This window comes from Marinomonas pontica, from assembly GCF_036322735.1.
Taxonomy (GTDB): Bacteria; Pseudomonadota; Gammaproteobacteria; order Pseudomonadales; family Marinomonadaceae; genus Marinomonas; species Marinomonas pontica.
Genome location: NZ_AP027271.1, coordinates 320,638 through 337,803, shown reverse-complemented (window position 1 = coordinate 337,803; position 17,166 = coordinate 320,638). Strand labels below are relative to the sequence as shown.

Sequence of the window (17,166 nt, the reverse complement as noted above, 5' to 3'; positions counted from 1 at the left end):
ACCAGTAAAGCGCGAGATTAGGTTATGAGCAAGCCACATTCGACTTTTCAACGAAACACTTTTCAATTCCGCAATATTGTTGGCGAACGCACGTTCGGCTTTGTCGACCTTGCGGATCTGATGGCCAAAGCCACACCAGCGCGTTCCGGTGATCGTTTAGCGGGCGTGGCAGCAGACAGCGCAGAAGAACGGGCTATCGCGCAAATGACACTGGCCGATGTGCCGCTGAGTCTTTTCCTTGAGCAGGCGCTTGTGCCTTACGAAGCCGATGAAATTACGCGGCTCATTTTAGACGATCATGACAAAGCGGCCTTTGCTGTTATTTCCCATCTGACGGTTGGCGGTTTTCGCGATTGGTTGCTCAGCGATTTGGCCACCAGCGAGGTACTGACTCAGATTCGTCCGGGCGTGACACCCGAAATGGCCGCCGCAGTGAGTAAGATAATGCGCAATCAAGATTTGATTTTGGTTGCCAAAAAATGCCATGTCAAAACCGCGTTTCGTAACACCATAGGGTTGCCGGGGCATTTGTCGACGCGCTTACAACCAAACCACCCAACGGACGATTTAACCGGCATCGCGGCCAGTATGTTAGACGGTTTGCTCTACGCCAACGGCGATGCGGTGATTGGCATCAACCCAGCGACCGACAATGTGCAGCAAGCCACTCGTTTGATTCGAATGATGGACGAAGTCATTCAGCATTATGATATTCCCACGCAATCCTGTGTGTTGACTCACGTTACCAACACCATCGAATGCATTGACCAAGGCGCTCCCGTGGATTTGGTTTTCCAATCCATTGGTGGTACCCAAGCCACCAACGACAGTTTTGGTTTTAATCTCGCTAACTTAGCAGAAGCCCAAGACGCGGCGTTATCGCTGAATCGCGGTACAGTCGGCAACAACGTCATGTATTTCGAAACGGGCCAAGGCAGCGCCTTGTCCGCCAACGCCCATCACGGTTTGGATCAGCAAACCTGCGAAGCCCGCGCTTACGCTGTGGCCCGTAAATTCAATCCGCTGTTGGTCAATACCGTTGTTGGCTTTATCGGCCCAGAATACTTATACGATGGCAAAGAAATCACCCGCGCGGGTTTAGAAGACCACTTCTGCGGCAAGCTACTTGGCTTACCCATGGGTTGCGATGTGTGTTACACCAACCACGCCGAAGCCGATCAAAACGACATGGATAATTTATTGACACTGTTAGGTGTCGCGGGTTGCACCTTTGTCATGGGCATCCCCGGTTCCGACGACATCATGCTGAACTACCAGACAACGTCTTTTCATGATGCCTTGTACGCTCGTCGCGCCTTGGGTTTAAAACCCGCGCCTGAATTCGACCTTTGGCTCGCCAAGATGGAAATATTCAAGAACAACGAGCAATTCACGCTCAACCACCAGCTGCCCGATGCGTTCCATAAATCACTCAATCGCATGATTGGAGGACTTTCATGAGCCAAGACGACTACCCAAACGATCATTCTTTTCCGACACACCCTCATGCAGAAGCGGTGACAGAACAGCATGAGCCTGTGACGGAAAACGCTTGGAGCAAACTCAATGCCTTCACAGACGCGCGCGTGGGTCTGGGTCGCTCTGGTATCAGTGTGCCGACCAAACATTTACTGGCGTTTCAGCTTGCTCATGCGCAGGCGATTGATGCGGTTCATACGCAACTGGATTCGGCAGGTTTGGCCGCGCAATTAACCGCCCAAGACTGGGCAAAAGATTGGACGACACACTGTGCCCCCCTACTGTTGCACAGTCGCGCGACGGACCGCGCAATCTATTTGCAGCGTCCAGATTATGGCCGCAGGCTAGATGAAGAATCGGCCAACATACTAGACGAACACCGAGCGTCCACCTCGCAACAATATGACCTCGCTATTGTTGTGGTCGATGGTTTGTCATCGCTGGCGATAGAGCAAAATACCCTGCCCTTTTTACAGGCGCTTGCGGGGTATCTGAACGGTTGGAGCCTCGCGCCCATTTGTTTTGTCGAGCAAGGCCGCGTCGCCATTGGCGATGATGTGTGTGAGCGACTCAATGCCAAGTGCGTCTTAGTGCTAGTGGGAGAACGTCCGGGACTGAGCTCACCCGACAGCTTAGGTTTGTACCTCACGTGGGGCGGTAAAGTCGGTCTGACTGATGCCTATCGCAACTGCATTTCCAACGTTCGTCCAGCGGGCTTGGTGTACCAAGAAGCCGCTCGCAAAGCCTTTTATTTATTAAACGAAGCTCAAACTCTGAAGCTGTCTGGCGTAAAGCTCAAAGACCGATCAGATGACGACTTAATCATAGACACATCAAAGGAGTCGAAGAACTTCCTCATATCCTGAGGGAACTGAACCAAAAAGCGTACGAAAAACACCAGAAAACTATAAGCCCAAAGGGCAAAAAACAACCAATAAACCACTTAACAAAAGCATAAAAGGAACAACTATGAGTGATCAATTAGACAAAGAGTATCTGGCAAAACGCCAGCTAAAACGAGGCTCCGCAGGGTGGATTTTGCTTGCGGGTTTGGGGGTATCTTACGTTATCTCTGGTGATTTCGCCGGGTGGAACTTCGGTATTGCGGAAGCGGGCTGGGGCGGTTTTGCAATCGCAGCAGCGCTGATGGCGGTGATGTATCTGACCTTGGTGTTGTCGTTGGCGGAAATGTCTGCCGCTATCCCAGCAGCAGGCGGCGGTTACAGTTTTGCTCGCCAAGCCATGGGGCCAACGGGCGGTTATTTAACCGGTTTGGCGGTGTTAATTGAATACGCATTGGCACCGGCGGCCATTGTTATCTTTATCGGTTCTGCGGTAGAAGCCTTGTTAGGCTTTAATGGACCTTGGGTCTACGCCGCGTTTTATCTTGTCTTTATCGGCATTCATTTAGCGGGTGCTGGCGAAGCATTAAAAGTCATGATGGTCATCAGTGGTTTGGCGGTGATCGCCATCTTAGCCACGGCGGTGGCCTTGATTGGTGATTTTGACACGGCTCGTTTGTTTGACGTGGCAGTCACCGACGCCGCTGGTGCATCGGAATTTATGCCAATGGGTTGGTATGGCGTTTGGGCGGCATTGCCATTTGGCATGTGGTTGTTCCTAGCGGTTGAAGGCGTGCCTTTAGCAGCGGAAGAAGCCAAAGACCCAGCGAAAGATGTGCCTAAAGGCATTATCGGCGCGATGATCTTCTTACTGTTCACGGCGCTTTTGGTGGTGTTTTTATTAGCCGGTGCCGCTGGCGCTGACGCCATGGGTAAGAGCGCAGTTCCACTGGTCGATGCCTTGAACTTTGCAGGCTATGAATCACTAGGCACGGCGGTCAACGTATTGGGTCTTGCTGGTTTGATCGCGTCTTTCTTCTCTATCATTTACGGGTACAGCCGTTTGGTGTTTGCCTTGTCTCGCGCAGGCTACATTCCAAAGAGCCTATCTGTAACAGACAAACGCAAAGTACCTGCTCGTGCCTTGATCGTACCGGGCGTATTGGGCTTCCTTGCGTCTTTGACGGGCGAAGGCGACCTGATGTTGGCCATGGCGGTTGTTGGCGCGACGGTGTCTTATGCTTTGATGGCGCTTAGCCATATCTTATTACGCATCAAACAACCAGACATGGAACGCCCATACAAAACACCGGGTGGCATCGTGACGTCATCCATCGCCTTTTTGTTGTCACTGTTGGCTTTGACCGGTGTGTACGCTTACGATCCACGCGCGTTTTTCTACACCTTGGTATTGTTCGCCATCGGCGCTGCTTACTACTTTTTGTACAGCAAAAACCGCCTTGTAGCGAAAACGCCTGAAGAAGAGTTCGACATGCTGGCCGCCGCGGAAGCGGACCTTGCCGCTACGGCGTAATAGACCAGCATAACACTCCGTTAAAAAAATAAAGCCCTGCATTTAATGCGGGGCTTTTTCGTTCTGGGAGGAAACAATATCGTGCATAGTAATTGCATGAAAAAAGAGAGCTAAGTGACAGGCAATTACCTCTTTTTTGGTCATTCAGTCAATAATATGGAAACAACACAATGAAACATTATTTAGAACGTGATTTCGCCGGCTATGGTCGCCAAGGGCTGCCCAACGTAAAATGGCCAAACAATGCCCGAGTGGCTCTTCAGTTTGTTTTAAATTTTGAAGAAGGCGGAGAAAATTGCGTTCTTCATGGCGATGAACACGCCGAGACCTTTTTATCCGAAATATTCGGCGCGCAGCCTTTCAAAGACCGCCACATGAGCATGGAATCCCTTTACGAGTACGGTTCCCGCACTGGCGTTTGGCGTATCCTTAACGAGTTCGAAAAACGCGGACTGCCGCTGACGGTTTTTGCCATCGCCACGGCATTGCAGCGTAACCCAGAAGTGGCAAAAGCCTTTGTGGAAGGCCAACACGAAATCGTCTGCCATGGCTTAAAATGGATTCACTACCAAGACATGCCAATCAAACAAGAGCGGGAACACATGCAAAAAGCGCTCGCCTTGATAGAAGAAATTACTGGCGTTAAACCTGCTGGTTGGTACACAGGACGCGATTCACCCAATACTCGCGCCTTGGTCGCAGAACAGCCTCAACTTAAATACGACTCGGACAACTACGGCGACGACCTACCTTATTGGGTGAAGGTCGATACGCCTGATGGTGGCAGCAAACCGCACCTTATCGTACCGTACACGCTCGACTGCAACGACATGAAGTTTTCCTCACCTTATGGCTTTAATCATGGCGAGGAATTCTTCCAATACTTGAAAGACAACTTTGATTGCTTGTACGAAGAAGGCGCCACGGCACCGAAAATGATGTCCATCGGCATGCATTGCCGAACATTAGGCAAACCAAGCCGTTTCATGGCACTGAAGAAATTCTTAGATTACGTGCAATCCCACGACAACGTCTGGATCGCCCGCCGCGAAGACATCGCTGATCACTGGATAGAAAATCATCCGCCCGCTTGAGCATAAAAAATGGCGATTTCCCTTTAGAGAAAATCGCCATTCTTCTGCGGATAAAACGACCTAAAACACCACGTCTTCGGGCACAGTAACAAAAATAGAATGTCTTACTTCGTTGAATAATGCCTTACTGCAATGGCCTTCGCCTTCTGTGTCTTCTAACAAAACCACATCACCTGCACCAAATTGGCGGGTTTCACCAGACGACACTTTAAACTCACAACGGCCTTTTATAATGAACAAAAGCTGACGCTGCGGCGCTGGATGCCATTTAAAATCGTAGTCGCTTGGAGTCTCACGAAAAATCATCTCACCCGCTGGAAAACGCTCCGACAAGAAACCAATGGGGCCACCATCACGGACATCAATATTCAAATCGCCGAAATGACTTTTTCCCTGATCATCGTTAAAAATACGCGTAAAAATCATCAAAATTCTCTCTACTTACCAAATTTATAAGTTCTAGTCTGCTCGTTTACCGTCATCATAAGCTTCCATGCAATTCAATTGGCTTGCGTATTGTCTCGTTCCTCGACACGTCAGCGCCAATTAAACGCATGGAAGCCTTTTTCGTGTATTCGTATTACAACGCTAGAACGATTATCCAACCGCCCATCACAAACTGCACCCAGAATTACGCTAGAGCGATTCTTCGAGCTTGCTCGGGGAGCGAAGCGTGATACTGGGTAAAGTCCAACAGGAGCGGGGCGTTACGCCACACACAACCAGCTACTCCGCATAACGCCAGAGCGATTCTTCGAGCCTGCTCGGGGAGCGAGGCGTTATTCGGAGTAGCCCAAAAAAGCTTTAGGCCAAATTCTGTAATGTCTCGTTAAGTACGGCCAAGGTCACGGCCACATCTGGCGTATCAATCGCTTCCGCTGGGTGATGACTAATGCCTTTGTCGCAGCGCATAAACAGCATGGCCACGGGGCAAATGTCGGCAATCGCCATGGCGTCATGGCCAGCGCCAGAGAACAAGGTGTGAACGGGGATGTTTTGCACTTCAATTGCTTTGCGCAATACGCCTTGTAGCTTGGCGTCACAATGCACCGCATCAGCAGCATGGGTCGCTTTACGCTCAATACGCACATTACGACGGGCGGCAATGGCGTCTAATTCCAGCAAGATTTCATCGAGCGCGACGTCACGTTTGTCATCAAATTCACTGCGAATATCAAGGGAAAAACCGGTGTTGCCAGAAATGACGTTCACACCATTGGGGCGATTCTGAATACGACCAACAGTCGCAACTATGCCATGATTTTGAGCGACTTTTTCCACAGCAAGAATCATTTCACTGCTGGCGCAAAGGGCATCTTGGCGCAGATTCATTGGCACAGTGCCCGCGTGTCCTGCCATGCCGGTAATATTAAATTCAAAGCGCTTTGCCCCGGCGATGGCACTGACCACGCCGACGGGCAAGTCTAAATCTTCTAGAACTGGCCCTTGCTCAATGTGCAGTTCAAGGTAACCCAGTAAGTTATCGGTTGCGATGGCCGCGTTGGGAATGCTCGCGAAGTCCGAACCAAAGTCTTTCAGTGCTTGCGATAAACTGATGCCATCGCTGCCTTTCACATCGGCCCAGCTTGCAGGCCATTGTCCCGTTAGAGCACGACTGCCAAGCAAGGTTGAACTAAAACGCGTGCCTTCTTCGTCGCCGAAACCCACTACATCCAGATGAAACGGCAAACAAACACCCGCGTCTTTCATCGCAGCGATCAAGGTAACCGGCGTAATAACACCCAACATGCCATCGTATTGACCACCGTTTGGTACAGTATCCAAATGACTGCCCATGATAAATCGCGGTGCATCAGGGTCGGCTGCTTGCCAGCGTCCCCATAGATTACCGGCTTCATCTTGCCAGGTTTGCATGCCTGCTTCTTGCATCCAGCCGCCCACCAATCCATTGGCTTGTTTGTGTTCTTTGGTGAGATAACGACGATCTAGGCAATCGTCGCTTTGACTGATTTTGCCAAGTTCGTCACAGCGGTCCATGACCAACTGAGCGAGTTTGCCGTAATCTGTCATTATTTTTCTCCTGCGTAAACCGACATGGCCGCGTCTACCGCAGCGCCGGCTGGTAACGCAAAACCAGCACGACGAAGTACGGTTGCTAGCGACTGCAAGGTATGCAATACAGCGTCTTGGCGAGCGTTGTAACCCATGGTGCCAATACGCCAAACCTTGCCTTTTAATGGACCAAAGCTGGTGCCGATTTCAATGTTAAAGATATTTAGCAAATCATGACGTATTTGTTCACCATCAACGTGCCCTGGAATGTGTACACCCACGACATTGGTCATCTTATGTTTCAAGTCACCAAATGGCTTCAAGCCCATGGCTAGAACGCCTTGCAGCATGGCATCGCCTGCTAACTGATGGCGCTGAATTACCGCATCTTGACCTTCGCTAAGTAGCTGAATCGCACATTCACGAGAACCGAACAACATGGTGGCCGCTTCGGTATGATGGTTCAGACGCTCTTCTCCCCAGTAATCCATAATCATCGGCAAATCAAAATAGTTCGAACGAATACGCATGCCAGACGAACCTTGGTGATGCGCATCACGAATCCCCGCTTCCACATGGGCGCGTTTGCGTACACAAGACACAAAGCGATCACTCAATGTAATTGGCGCACTGCCTGATGGGCCACCAAGACATTTTTGCAAACCCACTGACACAGCGTCGATTTTCCACGCGTCCACTTCCAACGGGTTACCACCAATCGATGCCGTCGCATCGGTGTAAAACAACACATCATGGGCACGACAAATATCACCCAATTCTTCTAATGGCTGAAACATGGTGGTCGAGGTGTCACCTTGTACAATCGCCAATAATTTTGGCTGTACTTTCTTGATCGCGTCTTCGATTTGCTGAGGATCAAACACTTCCCCCCAAGGCACTTCGATGGTGTGAACTTCCGCATCAGCGCGCTCGGCAATCTCAGCCAACAAGTGACCGAAACGACCAAAGATAGGAATCAGTACTTTATCGCCAGGTTCTAAACAAGACACCAAAGCCGCTTCAATACCTGCCCGAGACGTACCATCGATCAAAAAGGTTTGCTGATTCTGAGTATTAAAAACACGACGATAGAGCGCCATGACTTCGTTCATGTAACTGGTCATGGTGGGATCGTATTGTCCCACTAGCTGAGTGGACATCGCTGACAACACTCGTGGGTAACAGTTAATCGGGCCGGGGCCCATTAATAATCTTGGAGGTAATGAAAGCGGCTGCATAATGATCTCCTAACCTAAAACCTGATAAAGCATTTTGATACCAGTAAAAATCAACACGACAGCGAAGACTTTCTTCAATTTGGCTGCGTCTAGGCGATGCGCTAATCCCGCGCCAACAGGAGCAAACAAAACGGTTAGCGGAATGATGCACGCAGCGCCAATCAAGTTAACCAAACCAACAGTACCAAAAGGTGAATCAATCGGGCTTTCACCGAATATCAACATGGTCAAGGCCGCTGGCAATGAAATGATCAAACCCACCGCGGCGGCGGTACCAACCGCACGGTGCGCCGGATAATTACAGAAAGTCAGCATAGGAACCGTCAAGGTGCCACCACCGATTCCTACCATGGAGCTAAAAAAGCCAACACACGTTGCCATCACGCCTTGGCCAGCATTGCCCGGTAAAGATTTAAACATGCTGTCTTTTTTGCCCAGCAACATATTGAGCGCAGACAAGGTCGCGAGAATACCGAACAATAAAGTCAGCCATTGCCCATCCACACGCGTTACCACAAAACTACCAATCATTACGCCTAAGAAGATAAAAAAGCCCCAACGTTTTAACAAATCGAAATCCACATTGCCTTTGGCTTTATGGGCACGAATCGAGCTAATCGAGGTCGGAATAATGGTTGCAAGAGACGTGGCGGTCGCCACCAGCATGGCCGTATCCGCACTCACACCCAAGCCTTGATACAAGAAAAACAACACCGGTACGATAACGATACCGCCGCCAACGCCCAACAAACCGGCTAAAATACCGCCAACCACACCCGTGGCCATCATGGCGAGAATCATGGAATAGTTTTCCATTATGAATGACATGTTTCTGTTTGCTCCTAAATGAGATTATTACGAATAAAACGACTATCGATGGCCGAGCCATCACTGCGTGGGTCTGTCGCAGCGTCGGTGTGCCCATCTTGATGAAGCACCACCGCACCCGCGTGGCCCATTAATTCATTGCACGAGTCAACGATGACTAGATCGTGCCCGCGTTTCACCAATTCCTCGGCGGCGATATCCGCAAAGTCCCGCTCGATTTTCAAATTATGACTGACATCGCCCCACGTTCGACCGAGCAACCAACGACCTTCGCTGATGGCTTTATCCAATGGCATATTGTGATACACATAACGACTAAACAACGCGGCTTGCGTCTGCGGCTGGCCTTCACCGCCCATGGTGCCGTAACTCATACGACGGCCATCGTTTAGTTCAGCAAACGCGGGGTTCAAGGTATGAAAAGGCTTTAAATTCGGCGAAAGTGCTTGGATCGAGTGTTTATCTAGCGAAAACGACGAGCCACGATTATTCCACACAATACCCGTAGAAGAACTGACCACGCCGCTGCCAAACTCCCAATACAAACTCTGGATGTAGCTCACCATGCGGCCTTCGCTGTCACAGGCGCCCATCCAGATAGTGTCGCCATGTTTCGCTTGATGCGGCCAAGGTTGCGCACGTTCTAAGGCGATCTCATGACACATTTTTTCTAGCTGTTCTTCATCCAACAAAGACGACAAGTCCATTGCCAAACGCGATTCATCGGTGACAAATTGGTTACGGGCAATAAAGGCTTGCTTGGTGCATTCAATCAACAAATGCGCCATGTCTGTGGCGCTTTTCCCTTGCGTATACAACTTGTCATACAGGGCCAAAATCAATAAAGACGCGATACCTTGCGTGGGCGCTGGCAAGTTATAAAGCGAGCCTACACTGGTTTTAACCTTTAAAGGCGCAACGCGTTTTGCCTGATAAGATTCAAAATCCGCCAAGCGAATCGGAGAACCAGCCGTCGCCAAGTCTTTCGCCAATCGCGCGGCAATATCACCCTGATAAAAATCCTCTAAGCCTTTTTCTACGAGTTGTTCCAGCGTTTGTGCCAGTACTGGCAAGGTCAAATTATCGCCTTGTTCGTACAGGCTGCCGTTCTTTAAAAAAGACGGAGCAAAACCCTGAACGTCTACCAAGCCGGCAAAGGTTTTCTTGCTGGCATCGACGTAGGTTTTTGTCACCTCACTGCCGTTCTTCGCTAATTGAATCGCATCGTCCAGCAAGGTCGTTAACGACAAGTTATCTGCCTTGGCGGCGGTTTGCCATTCTTGGCTCACTGCCAAGGCTTCTTGCCAGCCTGCAACGGCACCCGCCATAGTCAATGCGGCTTTTCCGCCTCGTGCTGGAATGCTGTCGTGGCCTTTATAAAAATCCAGTGTCGCCAGTTGCGCTGCCTTACCTGAAGCATCAATGCCGATTGGCATTTTACCCGGTTCGCTGATCAACCAAAATCCGTCGCCACCCAAGCCATTCATGTGCGGGTACACCACGGCGATCGTCGCAGCGGCCGCCACCATGGCTTCTATTGCGGTGCCGCCTTGTTCTAGGATGTTTCGCCCTGTCTCTGTGGCTTTAAAATGCGGCGCCGTAAACGCGATGTCGTTCTGTTTCATGACGCTACTCCATTAATTTTTTTGCGAATTCAATCAACGCCAAATCGGTGCCTTTTGAACCCACCAAAGACAAGCCACATGGCGCGCCCTGTAAAGTACAAACGGGTAAATGCAATTGCGGCAAACCAGCCAATCCCGCGATGGCCGTAATGTCCATGAGCTGGTTTCGATAAACGGCGAGTTCGTCGTCTGGCGCATCAAACAAAGGCGCTAAACCCGGTGTGGTTGGGATGATAAGCACCGATCCTTCGATTTCATTTTCCAGCCAATCGGTAAAGCGCTGTCTTTGCTGTTTTGCAGCGGCAACGTCGGCGGCCGAAATGGTTTGGCTCCACTCGAAACGCAACTGAATGTCTGGCGCAAAAACCGCCTTCCCCTTTTCCAACGCACCGATTTCCGTTATCCACTTGCCATGTTCATGCCAAATTTCTGCGCCTTGTAGGGTTCTAAATGTCTCGCTGGTTTTCCATGCTTGCGTGTCGATTACGATGGAAGATTCTTTGGGAAAACGACCTTGTTCGCGCCATGTTTGAAGCTGGTGATGAAGTTCTTTCACATGCGCCACTTGATCCATTAAGTTTTTGGCGATCAATACGTTAGAGAATACTGTGTGGGTTTTGCTGTGAAAAAGTGTTTTGGCGGTTTTTTCTAAAGTCACTAGGTCTTTGGTAAGCCAGCCCACCGTATCAAAAGACGGCGCGAGGGCGACCATGTTATCGGCTGGAATCACGCCATGGGTCGGGCGTAATCCAAACAATCCATTGTAACTTGCTGGCACACGAATCGAGCCGCCCGTGTCGGTGCCCAAACCAATGTCAGCAAGACCCGATGACACCGCCACCGCCGAACCCGATGACGATCCGCCCGGGAGACGATTTGGCGTCACCGGATTTTCCGGCGTGCCGTAATGAATATTTTGACCATTGAGACTGTAAGCCAGCTCATCCGTCATGGTTTTACCGCAAAAAACAGCGCCCGCGTTTAACAAAGAAGCAACGCTGGAAGCAGTGGCCATTGGAATAGCATGAGTAGCAAGCCAAGTAGGATTACCCGCCGAAGTCGGCAATCCGGCCATATGAAACAAGTCCTTCACCGCCAAACGTAAACCGCTTAACGCCGCGCTTTCATCGGTCGTTGAAGTATCACTCCAAACCGATTTGGAGAGTGTTAGAAAGGGATTGTCTGCGATGAAATGTTTCATATGTCCTCCGCTTGAGTAAAACATATGAAACAATCGTTTCACCACCCTGTCAACTGAAACAAAAAATAATTCTGCTATTTTCTAAAAAATGCCGCAAACAGTGTGGGTGTATTCTCTCTTAGAAATTAAGGTTCTAGTTCATCCAAATCTTCGTATAGGGCTGAAATTGCCTGCGTCTGACGGCTGGCTGCATCACCCAAAAAGCCAAACACGCGATTGCATAACATGGAAATCAAACTCATGGGCGCGGCGTAGCTGTCGAATGGGCTTTCGTTTCCTAGGTGACAAACCAACACATGAGACACTTGTTGGTTATAAACCTGACCTGTTGGGTCGGTGATTAATACGGTGTTTCGGCCTTGCAAGGCTTCTACGATTTGTTTGAACTGGCGGGTACGACGTCGGAAGCCCAAAAGGACAATCACTTCATCATCCAGAATATCGTGCAGGTCTTCCCCTAGCGTTTGGCCTGGTTGCGGCAATAAGCGCACAGAATGACGCACTTGTTGCAACTGCTGACGGAAATGCAACGCTAATGGATAAGCATTGCGAAAGCCAATTAAGGTGACGCGGCTGGCGTTGGCTAGACGCTCGCTGATCTCGTTCAGGGTGTCAGGACGCAAGCCTTCAAAAGTAAGCGATAGGTTTTTTAGCTCTTGCGCGGTTTGATCCAAAGACGAGCCTTGAGTGAATATTGGTACACCACTTTCGCGCAGAGCTAGTTGCGCTTGCTTCGCGCCTTGTTGCGAATCGTAGCCAAGCTGACGAAAGAAACGACTCACGGTCGCTTTTGATGTGTTGGTGTTTTCCGCAATTTCAGCCGACGTTTGGCTCACTATCGCTAAGGGATTCTGTTGTAAATAGTTTGCTATGGATCGCGCTGATGGAGAAAGCGTTGGGTAAGTTTGCTCGATCAGGGATAGTACATCCTGCTTTGTCGCCACGTATAAACCTCGGTTCGGGATATTTTGCTCTACGGTAATGGATTATCGTTTAGCTGCCAACTTAGATTATTGATTTGGCGGTTAGCAGTGACGTTTTGCACCAAAACAAAGCCACTACGATTCATTATGGCGCAAAAAAGTACGATAGACGCTCACCGCCCTCCTTCGGTGAACGTCAGCCGGTGTCCTAGAAAGTAAATTCATGTTGAAAGACTCCCCTTGCTACATCGGTATGGCAAAAGGCGAAACAGCATTACAAGCCAAAGTAAACGAACTGATCAAAGGCGCCTTGGCATCGGGTGAACTAAACGACATTTCGATGAAATGGTTAAAAGCACCACTACCTAAAGGCTTCGGCGCATAAGGCTTTTGTTATGTTGTATTTCTCTGATCTATTGCAATACAGCGACGTGTTCCTCAGTGGTTTAAAAACCACTGTTGAGCTCACTGTACTGACAACGATCTTGGGAGTGGTATTGGGTACGGTCTGCGCGACCGTACGCCAATACGGCAACCGAGCAGGTCAACGAGTTGTCAGTGTGTATGTGGAACTTATTCGTAATACACCCTTTATTGTTCAGCTGTTCTTTATCTTTTTTGGCCTGCCTGCCATTGGCATGATGTTGTCACCATGGCAAGCCAGCATGATCGCACTGACGATTAACCTTGGCGCATACAGCACAGAAATCATTCGTGCCGGTCTTGCCAGTATCTCAAAAGGACAAATCGAGGCGGCAAAAGTGTTAGGTCTGAACTTTCGCCAAACACTGACGCGCGTGATTTTCATTCCGGCTTTTGAAAAGATTTACCCAGCACTTACCAGCCAATGCATCATCGTTATGCTGGGGTCTGCGGTGATATCTCAGATCTCAGTGCAAGATTTAACCTACGCAGCCAACCTTGTGCAATCACGTAATTTCCGAGCTTTTGAAAGCTACTTGGTGACCGCCTTGATGTACCTTGGTTTGTCTATTCTGCTGCGATTTGCTTTCAACGCTTTAGGGAAACGCCTATTTGCTTATCGAACGTCCAATTAAAAAGCATTCAATAAGCAAAATGAGGAACACTCAATGATCGAATTTTCTAACTACGACATTCTGCGCAATCTCTTGTTTGCGACACAATGGACGATTTTATTGTCACTGGCGGCGTTTATCGGTGGCACAACCGTCGCGCTGACATTAACGGCTATGCGCTTAACGCGTAATCCAGTGATGCAACGCATCGTCAAAATCTATGTGGAGCTGTTTCAAGGCACGCCCTTGCTGATGCAGATGTTCTTATGTTTTTTTGGCTTGTCCATGCTGGGTTACGAAATCTCAGCGTGGAGCGCCGCCATTTTGTCGCTGACGTTTTTTACCAGCGCCTTCTTGGTGGAAATCTGGCGTGGCTGCATCGACACATTGCCAAAAGGCCAATGGGAGGCAAGCCGCTGTTTGGGCTTGAGCTTCTTACAAACTCTACGACATATTATCTTGCCGCAAGCGATTCGTGTCGCGACGGCACCAACGGTCGGCTTTTCTGTTCAGGTAATTAAAGGTACCGCGTTGGCATCGGTGATTGGTTTTGTCGAACTGACTAAAGTCGGCACCATGTTAAACAATGCCACCTTTGAACCCTTCAAAATATTCACCCTAGTCGCTCTTATTTATTTTGTACTCTGTTATCCATTGTCTTTGTACAGCAAGCATCTGGAGAAAAAATTCAATGTCTCTCGTTAACCTACATCAAGTCCATAAATACTATGGCGATCATCATGTGCTCAAAGGCATTGATCTCGACATCAAAGCAGGCGAAGTGGTGTCTATCATCGGCAAAAGTGGTTCTGGTAAAAGTACTCTACTGCGCTGCATCAATGGCTTGGAGCAATACCAAGAAGGCGGCATCACGGTGGACGGCAAAGAAGTCACCACCGAAGACATTCAAGTACGTCGTCTTGCGCTTAGCGTCGGTATGATTTTCCAAAACTTCAACCTATTCCCACACATGACAGTTGGCGAAAACGTCATGCTTGCACCAACAATTGTGTTGAAGAAAAGCAAAGCCGAAGCCGAAGCCACCGCTCGCGCCATGTTAGAGAAAGTAGGACTGGCAGAAAAATTCGACAGCTTCCCAGAAAAACTGTCTGGCGGCCAGCAACAACGTGTCGCCATCGCCCGCGCCTTGGCCATGTCGCCAAAGGTCTTGCTGTGCGATGAAATTACTTCAGCCCTAGACCCTGAACTGGTTGGCGAAGTATTAAAAGTACTCGAACAACTGGCAAAAGAAGGCATCACCTTGGTGTTGGTGACTCATGAAATGAACTTCGCCCGCGACGTCGGCAGCCGAGTTGTCTTCATGCACCAAGGCAAAGTCTGGGAACAAGGCGATCCTAAAACCGTACTTTCTAACCCGCAAACCGATGAATTGAAACAGTTTATGGGGGCTGTGCTTTAAGAATACGAAGGCCCAGAACAATACACAGCCAAGGCATCATGACGGTACTTAAAAAAACACCTCATGGTGCGTTGGAGAATGTACCCCAGATCCTATTGATTAATATGCCTAATGCGAATTCCGTTACCATACGCAATTTAATCGGCACCAACTTGAAGCCCGTTACAGCACAGGCTGACTCTGACTTTAGATCCAGCGGCGCACCTGCGATCGGTATTGACGATAAGACGCCCCAAACTTTTCTTGCATAAACCGCTCTTCTGGTACAATTTGAAAACAATTCATATAAAGGATAAAAACAGGCAAAAACAACACAGAAACCAGACTGCCTAAAAATACACACCATCCACACAACGCCAGTAAAAAGCCTAAATACATCGGATTACGGCTATAACGATAAATCCCACTCACCACCAAGTTGCTTGATTGATCTGGTACTCTAGGGTCAACGGTTGTTCCAGCCATTCTAAACTGTAAAACTCCCGCAATGGCGATACAAATACCAAGCAATACCAAACCAGCCGACCACCATTCCACATAGGGAAAGGTGAAATGTGAATTCAGCGCAATACGCGACACCGCCCACATAGCAACAGCAACGACCGCGACCAAGACAACAGGGGGAATTTTAAGCTCAAGGTTTTTCATGACACTCTCTTTTGATCATCAACAGCACCAAGCGATTTTTCCATAAAGACGTTCAGTAGTGGCTCTGGATAGCATCCCAATGGCCCACATTTTATATAGTGGACTTCCCAGAGCTTGCTTAATTGGCAGGGCTTTGTCTTTCGCACTGAAGGTGACCATTTACTCATTGCCAACATCGTGTGCTTCGACATTTTGACTAAGTTAAATAAAAATCACCAGCTCTGACAACAACGCTCAGATCAGCATTTCATAATGCTAACCTTTTTAACAGTCCACAATCCACTTCGTCGTGATCCAAGCCAAATACCGACGACCAAGACCATTCGCCGGGGTTAAGAACAAAGCCATAACTGAGCGTTAAACCCGATTCGATTTTGATGTCGCCAAGTCCGGCACCGTTTTGATCGGTAATAATATAATGCTCGCTGACGACTTCATCTCCTCCCACCAATTTTTCTGCGACCTTATCGGAGTAGATAAGCAGTCGAATCGGCTCTGCTGACTGAATCCCAATGCTGTCACCACCGAAGTCACCTGCTGCGAGTCGAATCGGTGAAGAAACACACGTTGTTTGCTCTTCTTGCCGATTGTCTTTTTTGGCAATCAACACGCCTTTTCCTGCGATACCTCGCAGCTGCAATAAAGTCCCAACTTTCGGCGACTCTATGTAGACCACGGCTTTTACGTCATCTGAAAATGCTAAGTTACTTTCATTCGTGTTTTTTGCTTCACTACTACACGCAGAAACCAAAAAAAGTAGCAAAACTGAGCATAACATGGTGGATAAGTGGGGTAAGTTATTAACAAATTTCATGTTTGGCTCCTGTTTATAGCATGGCTTTGTTTTGTGGATAATTGCCAAAATCCTTGTTCGACTCACTTGGCAAAGCCAACAACACGAGCAAAACAAGCATGCCTATAGCAGGTACCAAAACCACCAGCAACCACCAAGCCGAACGGTTGGTGTCATGCAACCTACGTACAGTCAAAGACAGCATAGGTAAGAAAACCAACAAACTATAAAGCGCCTCTATTTTCCATGTCGATTGAAAGACTATTTCCAACACAACAAACACAACCGAGATCAAGCAGTTCACCAAAAAGAACATCCAAAATGCTTTTAGCGATGTTCGTCCAGAAAATTGCGCATAACGCTTCCACGCATCAAGATACCAGTTCATACTTTTCTCCTTTGTCTAACCCAAAGTGACACTGAAGGTTAAAAAGTACGTTGTGAAAGAAAGATTCGTGTCCTAAATCAGGTTTAAGGACGTTCTCGATAAG

18 protein-coding genes are annotated in these 17,166 nt (G+C 48.9%); 8 read left to right on the top strand and 10 right to left on the bottom strand.

Going from position 1 to position 17,166, the window contains the following annotated elements:
- Nucleotides 1-24: 24 nt before the first annotated feature.
- The 4 genes from AABA11_RS01575 to puuE all read left to right on the top strand — a co-directional run bounded on the left by AABA11_RS01575 (nt 25) and on the right by puuE (nt 4,949).
- Nucleotides 25-1,461, top strand: a complete 1,437-nt coding sequence (locus AABA11_RS01575; RefSeq protein WP_265728379.1) for an ethanolamine ammonia-lyase subunit EutB — start codon at nt 25-27, stop codon at nt 1,459-1,461.
- Nucleotides 1,458-2,345, top strand: coding sequence for an ethanolamine ammonia-lyase subunit EutC (eutC, locus tag AABA11_RS01570; protein ID WP_338264829.1), 888 nt, complete (start codon nt 1,458-1,460; stop codon nt 2,343-2,345). The genes AABA11_RS01575 and eutC overlap by 4 nt, the downstream gene beginning before the upstream one ends.
- A gap of 103 nt (nt 2,346-2,448) precedes the next feature.
- Nucleotides 2,449-3,855, top strand: coding sequence for an ethanolamine permease (eat, locus tag AABA11_RS01565; RefSeq protein WP_148834439.1), 1,407 nt, complete (start codon nt 2,449-2,451; stop codon nt 3,853-3,855).
- A 170-nt stretch (nt 3,856-4,025) separates the two neighbouring features.
- On the top strand, nt 4,026-4,949 hold the full coding sequence (puuE, locus tag AABA11_RS01560; RefSeq protein ID WP_338264824.1) for an allantoinase PuuE: 924 nt from the start codon (nt 4,026-4,028) through the stop codon (nt 4,947-4,949).
- Between the two features lie 60 nt (nt 4,950-5,009).
- On the opposite strand, the gene AABA11_RS01555 is transcribed toward puuE, so the two are convergent.
- The 7 genes from AABA11_RS01555 to AABA11_RS01525 all read right to left on the bottom strand — a co-directional run bounded on the left by AABA11_RS01555 (nt 5,010) and on the right by AABA11_RS01525 (nt 12,798).
- Entirely contained in the window at nt 5,010-5,375 is a 366-nt protein-coding gene (locus AABA11_RS01555; RefSeq protein ID WP_338269626.1) for a cupin domain-containing protein, read from the bottom strand.
- Between the two features lie 378 nt (nt 5,376-5,753).
- Nucleotides 5,754-6,980 (bottom strand): allantoate amidohydrolase, encoded by a 1,227-nt coding sequence (locus AABA11_RS01550; protein WP_338264823.1) that lies wholly within the window; start codon nt 6,978-6,980, stop codon nt 5,754-5,756.
- Entirely contained in the window at nt 6,980-8,200 is a 1,221-nt protein-coding gene (locus tag AABA11_RS01545; RefSeq protein ID WP_338264822.1) for a pyridoxal-phosphate-dependent aminotransferase family protein, read from the bottom strand. Before AABA11_RS01545 ends, AABA11_RS01550 begins: the two co-directional genes overlap by 1 nt.
- Nucleotides 8,201-8,209: 9 nt before the next feature.
- Nucleotides 8,210-9,028, bottom strand: coding sequence for a sulfite exporter TauE/SafE family protein (locus AABA11_RS01540; RefSeq protein ID WP_338264821.1), 819 nt, complete (start codon nt 9,026-9,028; stop codon nt 8,210-8,212).
- 14 nt (nt 9,029-9,042) lie between these two features.
- On the bottom strand, nt 9,043-10,653 hold the full coding sequence (locus AABA11_RS01535) for a gamma-glutamyltransferase family protein (RefSeq protein WP_338264820.1): 1,611 nt from the start codon (nt 10,651-10,653) through the stop codon (nt 9,043-9,045).
- Nucleotides 10,654-10,657: 4 nt separating this feature from the next.
- Nucleotides 10,658-11,854, bottom strand: a complete 1,197-nt coding sequence (locus AABA11_RS01530; protein WP_338264818.1) for an amidase — start codon at nt 11,852-11,854, stop codon at nt 10,658-10,660.
- A gap of 125 nt (nt 11,855-11,979) precedes the next feature.
- Entirely contained in the window at nt 11,980-12,798 is an 819-nt protein-coding gene (locus AABA11_RS01525; RefSeq protein WP_265728368.1) for a MurR/RpiR family transcriptional regulator, read from the bottom strand.
- Between the two features lie 202 nt (nt 12,799-13,000).
- Here AABA11_RS01525 and AABA11_RS01520 point away from each other — a divergent pair, with 202 nt between their 5' ends.
- The 4 genes from AABA11_RS01520 to AABA11_RS01505 are packed head-to-tail and all read left to right on the top strand — an operon-like array spanning nt 13,001 to nt 15,234.
- Nucleotides 13,001-13,162: a type 2 periplasmic-binding domain-containing protein gene (locus tag AABA11_RS01520; RefSeq protein WP_338264816.1), complete on the top strand. Its 162-nt coding sequence runs from the start codon at nt 13,001-13,003 to the stop codon at nt 13,160-13,162.
- Between the two features lie 10 nt (nt 13,163-13,172).
- Nucleotides 13,173-13,835, top strand: a complete 663-nt coding sequence (locus tag AABA11_RS01515; RefSeq protein WP_338264813.1) for an amino acid ABC transporter permease — start codon at nt 13,173-13,175, stop codon at nt 13,833-13,835.
- 33 nt (nt 13,836-13,868) lie between these two features.
- A complete protein-coding gene (locus AABA11_RS01510; protein WP_338264811.1) occupies nt 13,869-14,519 on the top strand; it encodes an amino acid ABC transporter permease in 651 nt (216 codons plus the stop codon).
- On the top strand, nt 14,506-15,234 hold the full coding sequence (locus tag AABA11_RS01505) for an amino acid ABC transporter ATP-binding protein (RefSeq protein WP_338264810.1): 729 nt from the start codon (nt 14,506-14,508) through the stop codon (nt 15,232-15,234). The genes AABA11_RS01510 and AABA11_RS01505 overlap by 14 nt, the downstream gene beginning before the upstream one ends.
- 186 nt (nt 15,235-15,420) lie before the next feature.
- Here AABA11_RS01505 and AABA11_RS01500 read toward each other — a convergent pair whose 3' ends face one another.
- From AABA11_RS01500 to AABA11_RS01490, 3 genes are all read right to left on the bottom strand, one after another.
- A complete protein-coding gene (locus AABA11_RS01500) occupies nt 15,421-15,882 on the bottom strand; it encodes a methyltransferase family protein (RefSeq protein WP_338264808.1) in 462 nt (153 codons plus the stop codon).
- A gap of 247 nt (nt 15,883-16,129) precedes the next feature.
- Nucleotides 16,130-16,696 (bottom strand): hypothetical protein, encoded by a 567-nt coding sequence (locus AABA11_RS01495; protein WP_338264805.1) that lies wholly within the window; start codon nt 16,694-16,696, stop codon nt 16,130-16,132.
- A gap of 13 nt (nt 16,697-16,709) precedes the next feature.
- Nucleotides 16,710-17,063, bottom strand: a complete 354-nt coding sequence (locus AABA11_RS01490; RefSeq protein WP_338264803.1) for a DUF805 domain-containing protein — start codon at nt 17,061-17,063, stop codon at nt 16,710-16,712.
- Nucleotides 17,064-17,166 lie beyond the last annotated feature (103 nt).

What these genes read in the sequence shown, in the direction of transcription:
- AABA11_RS01575 (WP_265728379.1), top strand. Translation starts at nt 25, where the DNA reads ATGAGCAAGCCACATTCGACTTTTCAACGAAACACTTTTCAATTCCGC.
- AABA11_RS01520 (WP_338264816.1), top strand. Translation starts at nt 13,001, where the DNA reads ATGTTGAAAGACTCCCCTTGCTACATCGGTATGGCAAAAGGCGAAACA.
- AABA11_RS01530 (WP_338264818.1), bottom strand. Translation starts at nt 11,854, where the DNA reads ATGAAACATTTCATCGCAGACAATCCCTTTCTAACACTCTCCAAATCG.
- AABA11_RS01540 (WP_338264821.1), bottom strand. Translation starts at nt 9,028, where the DNA reads ATGTCATTCATAATGGAAAACTATTCCATGATTCTCGCCATGATGGCC.
- AABA11_RS01545 (WP_338264822.1), bottom strand. Translation starts at nt 8,200, where the DNA reads ATGCAGCCGCTTTCATTACCTCCAAGATTATTAATGGGCCCCGGCCCG.
- eat (WP_148834439.1), top strand. Translation starts at nt 2,449, where the DNA reads ATGAGTGATCAATTAGACAAAGAGTATCTGGCAAAACGCCAGCTAAAA.
- eutC (WP_338264829.1), top strand. Translation starts at nt 1,458, where the DNA reads ATGAGCCAAGACGACTACCCAAACGATCATTCTTTTCCGACACACCCT.
- AABA11_RS01490 (WP_338264803.1), bottom strand. Translation starts at nt 17,063, where the DNA reads ATGAACTGGTATCTTGATGCGTGGAAGCGTTATGCGCAATTTTCTGGA.
- AABA11_RS01555 (WP_338269626.1), bottom strand. Translation starts at nt 5,375, where the DNA reads ATGATTTTTACGCGTATTTTTAACGATGATCAGGGAAAAAGTCATTTC.
- AABA11_RS01505 (WP_338264810.1), top strand. Translation starts at nt 14,506, where the DNA reads ATGTCTCTCGTTAACCTACATCAAGTCCATAAATACTATGGCGATCAT.
- AABA11_RS01535 (WP_338264820.1), bottom strand. Translation starts at nt 10,653, where the DNA reads ATGAAACAGAACGACATCGCGTTTACGGCGCCGCATTTTAAAGCCACA.
- AABA11_RS01500 (WP_338264808.1), bottom strand. Translation starts at nt 15,882, where the DNA reads ATGAAAAACCTTGAGCTTAAAATTCCCCCTGTTGTCTTGGTCGCGGTC.
- puuE (WP_338264824.1), top strand. Translation starts at nt 4,026, where the DNA reads ATGAAACATTATTTAGAACGTGATTTCGCCGGCTATGGTCGCCAAGGG.
- AABA11_RS01550 (WP_338264823.1), bottom strand. Translation starts at nt 6,980, where the DNA reads ATGACAGATTACGGCAAACTCGCTCAGTTGGTCATGGACCGCTGTGAC.
- AABA11_RS01510 (WP_338264811.1), top strand. Translation starts at nt 13,869, where the DNA reads ATGATCGAATTTTCTAACTACGACATTCTGCGCAATCTCTTGTTTGCG.
- AABA11_RS01515 (WP_338264813.1), top strand. Translation starts at nt 13,173, where the DNA reads ATGTTGTATTTCTCTGATCTATTGCAATACAGCGACGTGTTCCTCAGT.
- AABA11_RS01495 (WP_338264805.1), bottom strand. Translation starts at nt 16,696, where the DNA reads ATGAAATTTGTTAATAACTTACCCCACTTATCCACCATGTTATGCTCA.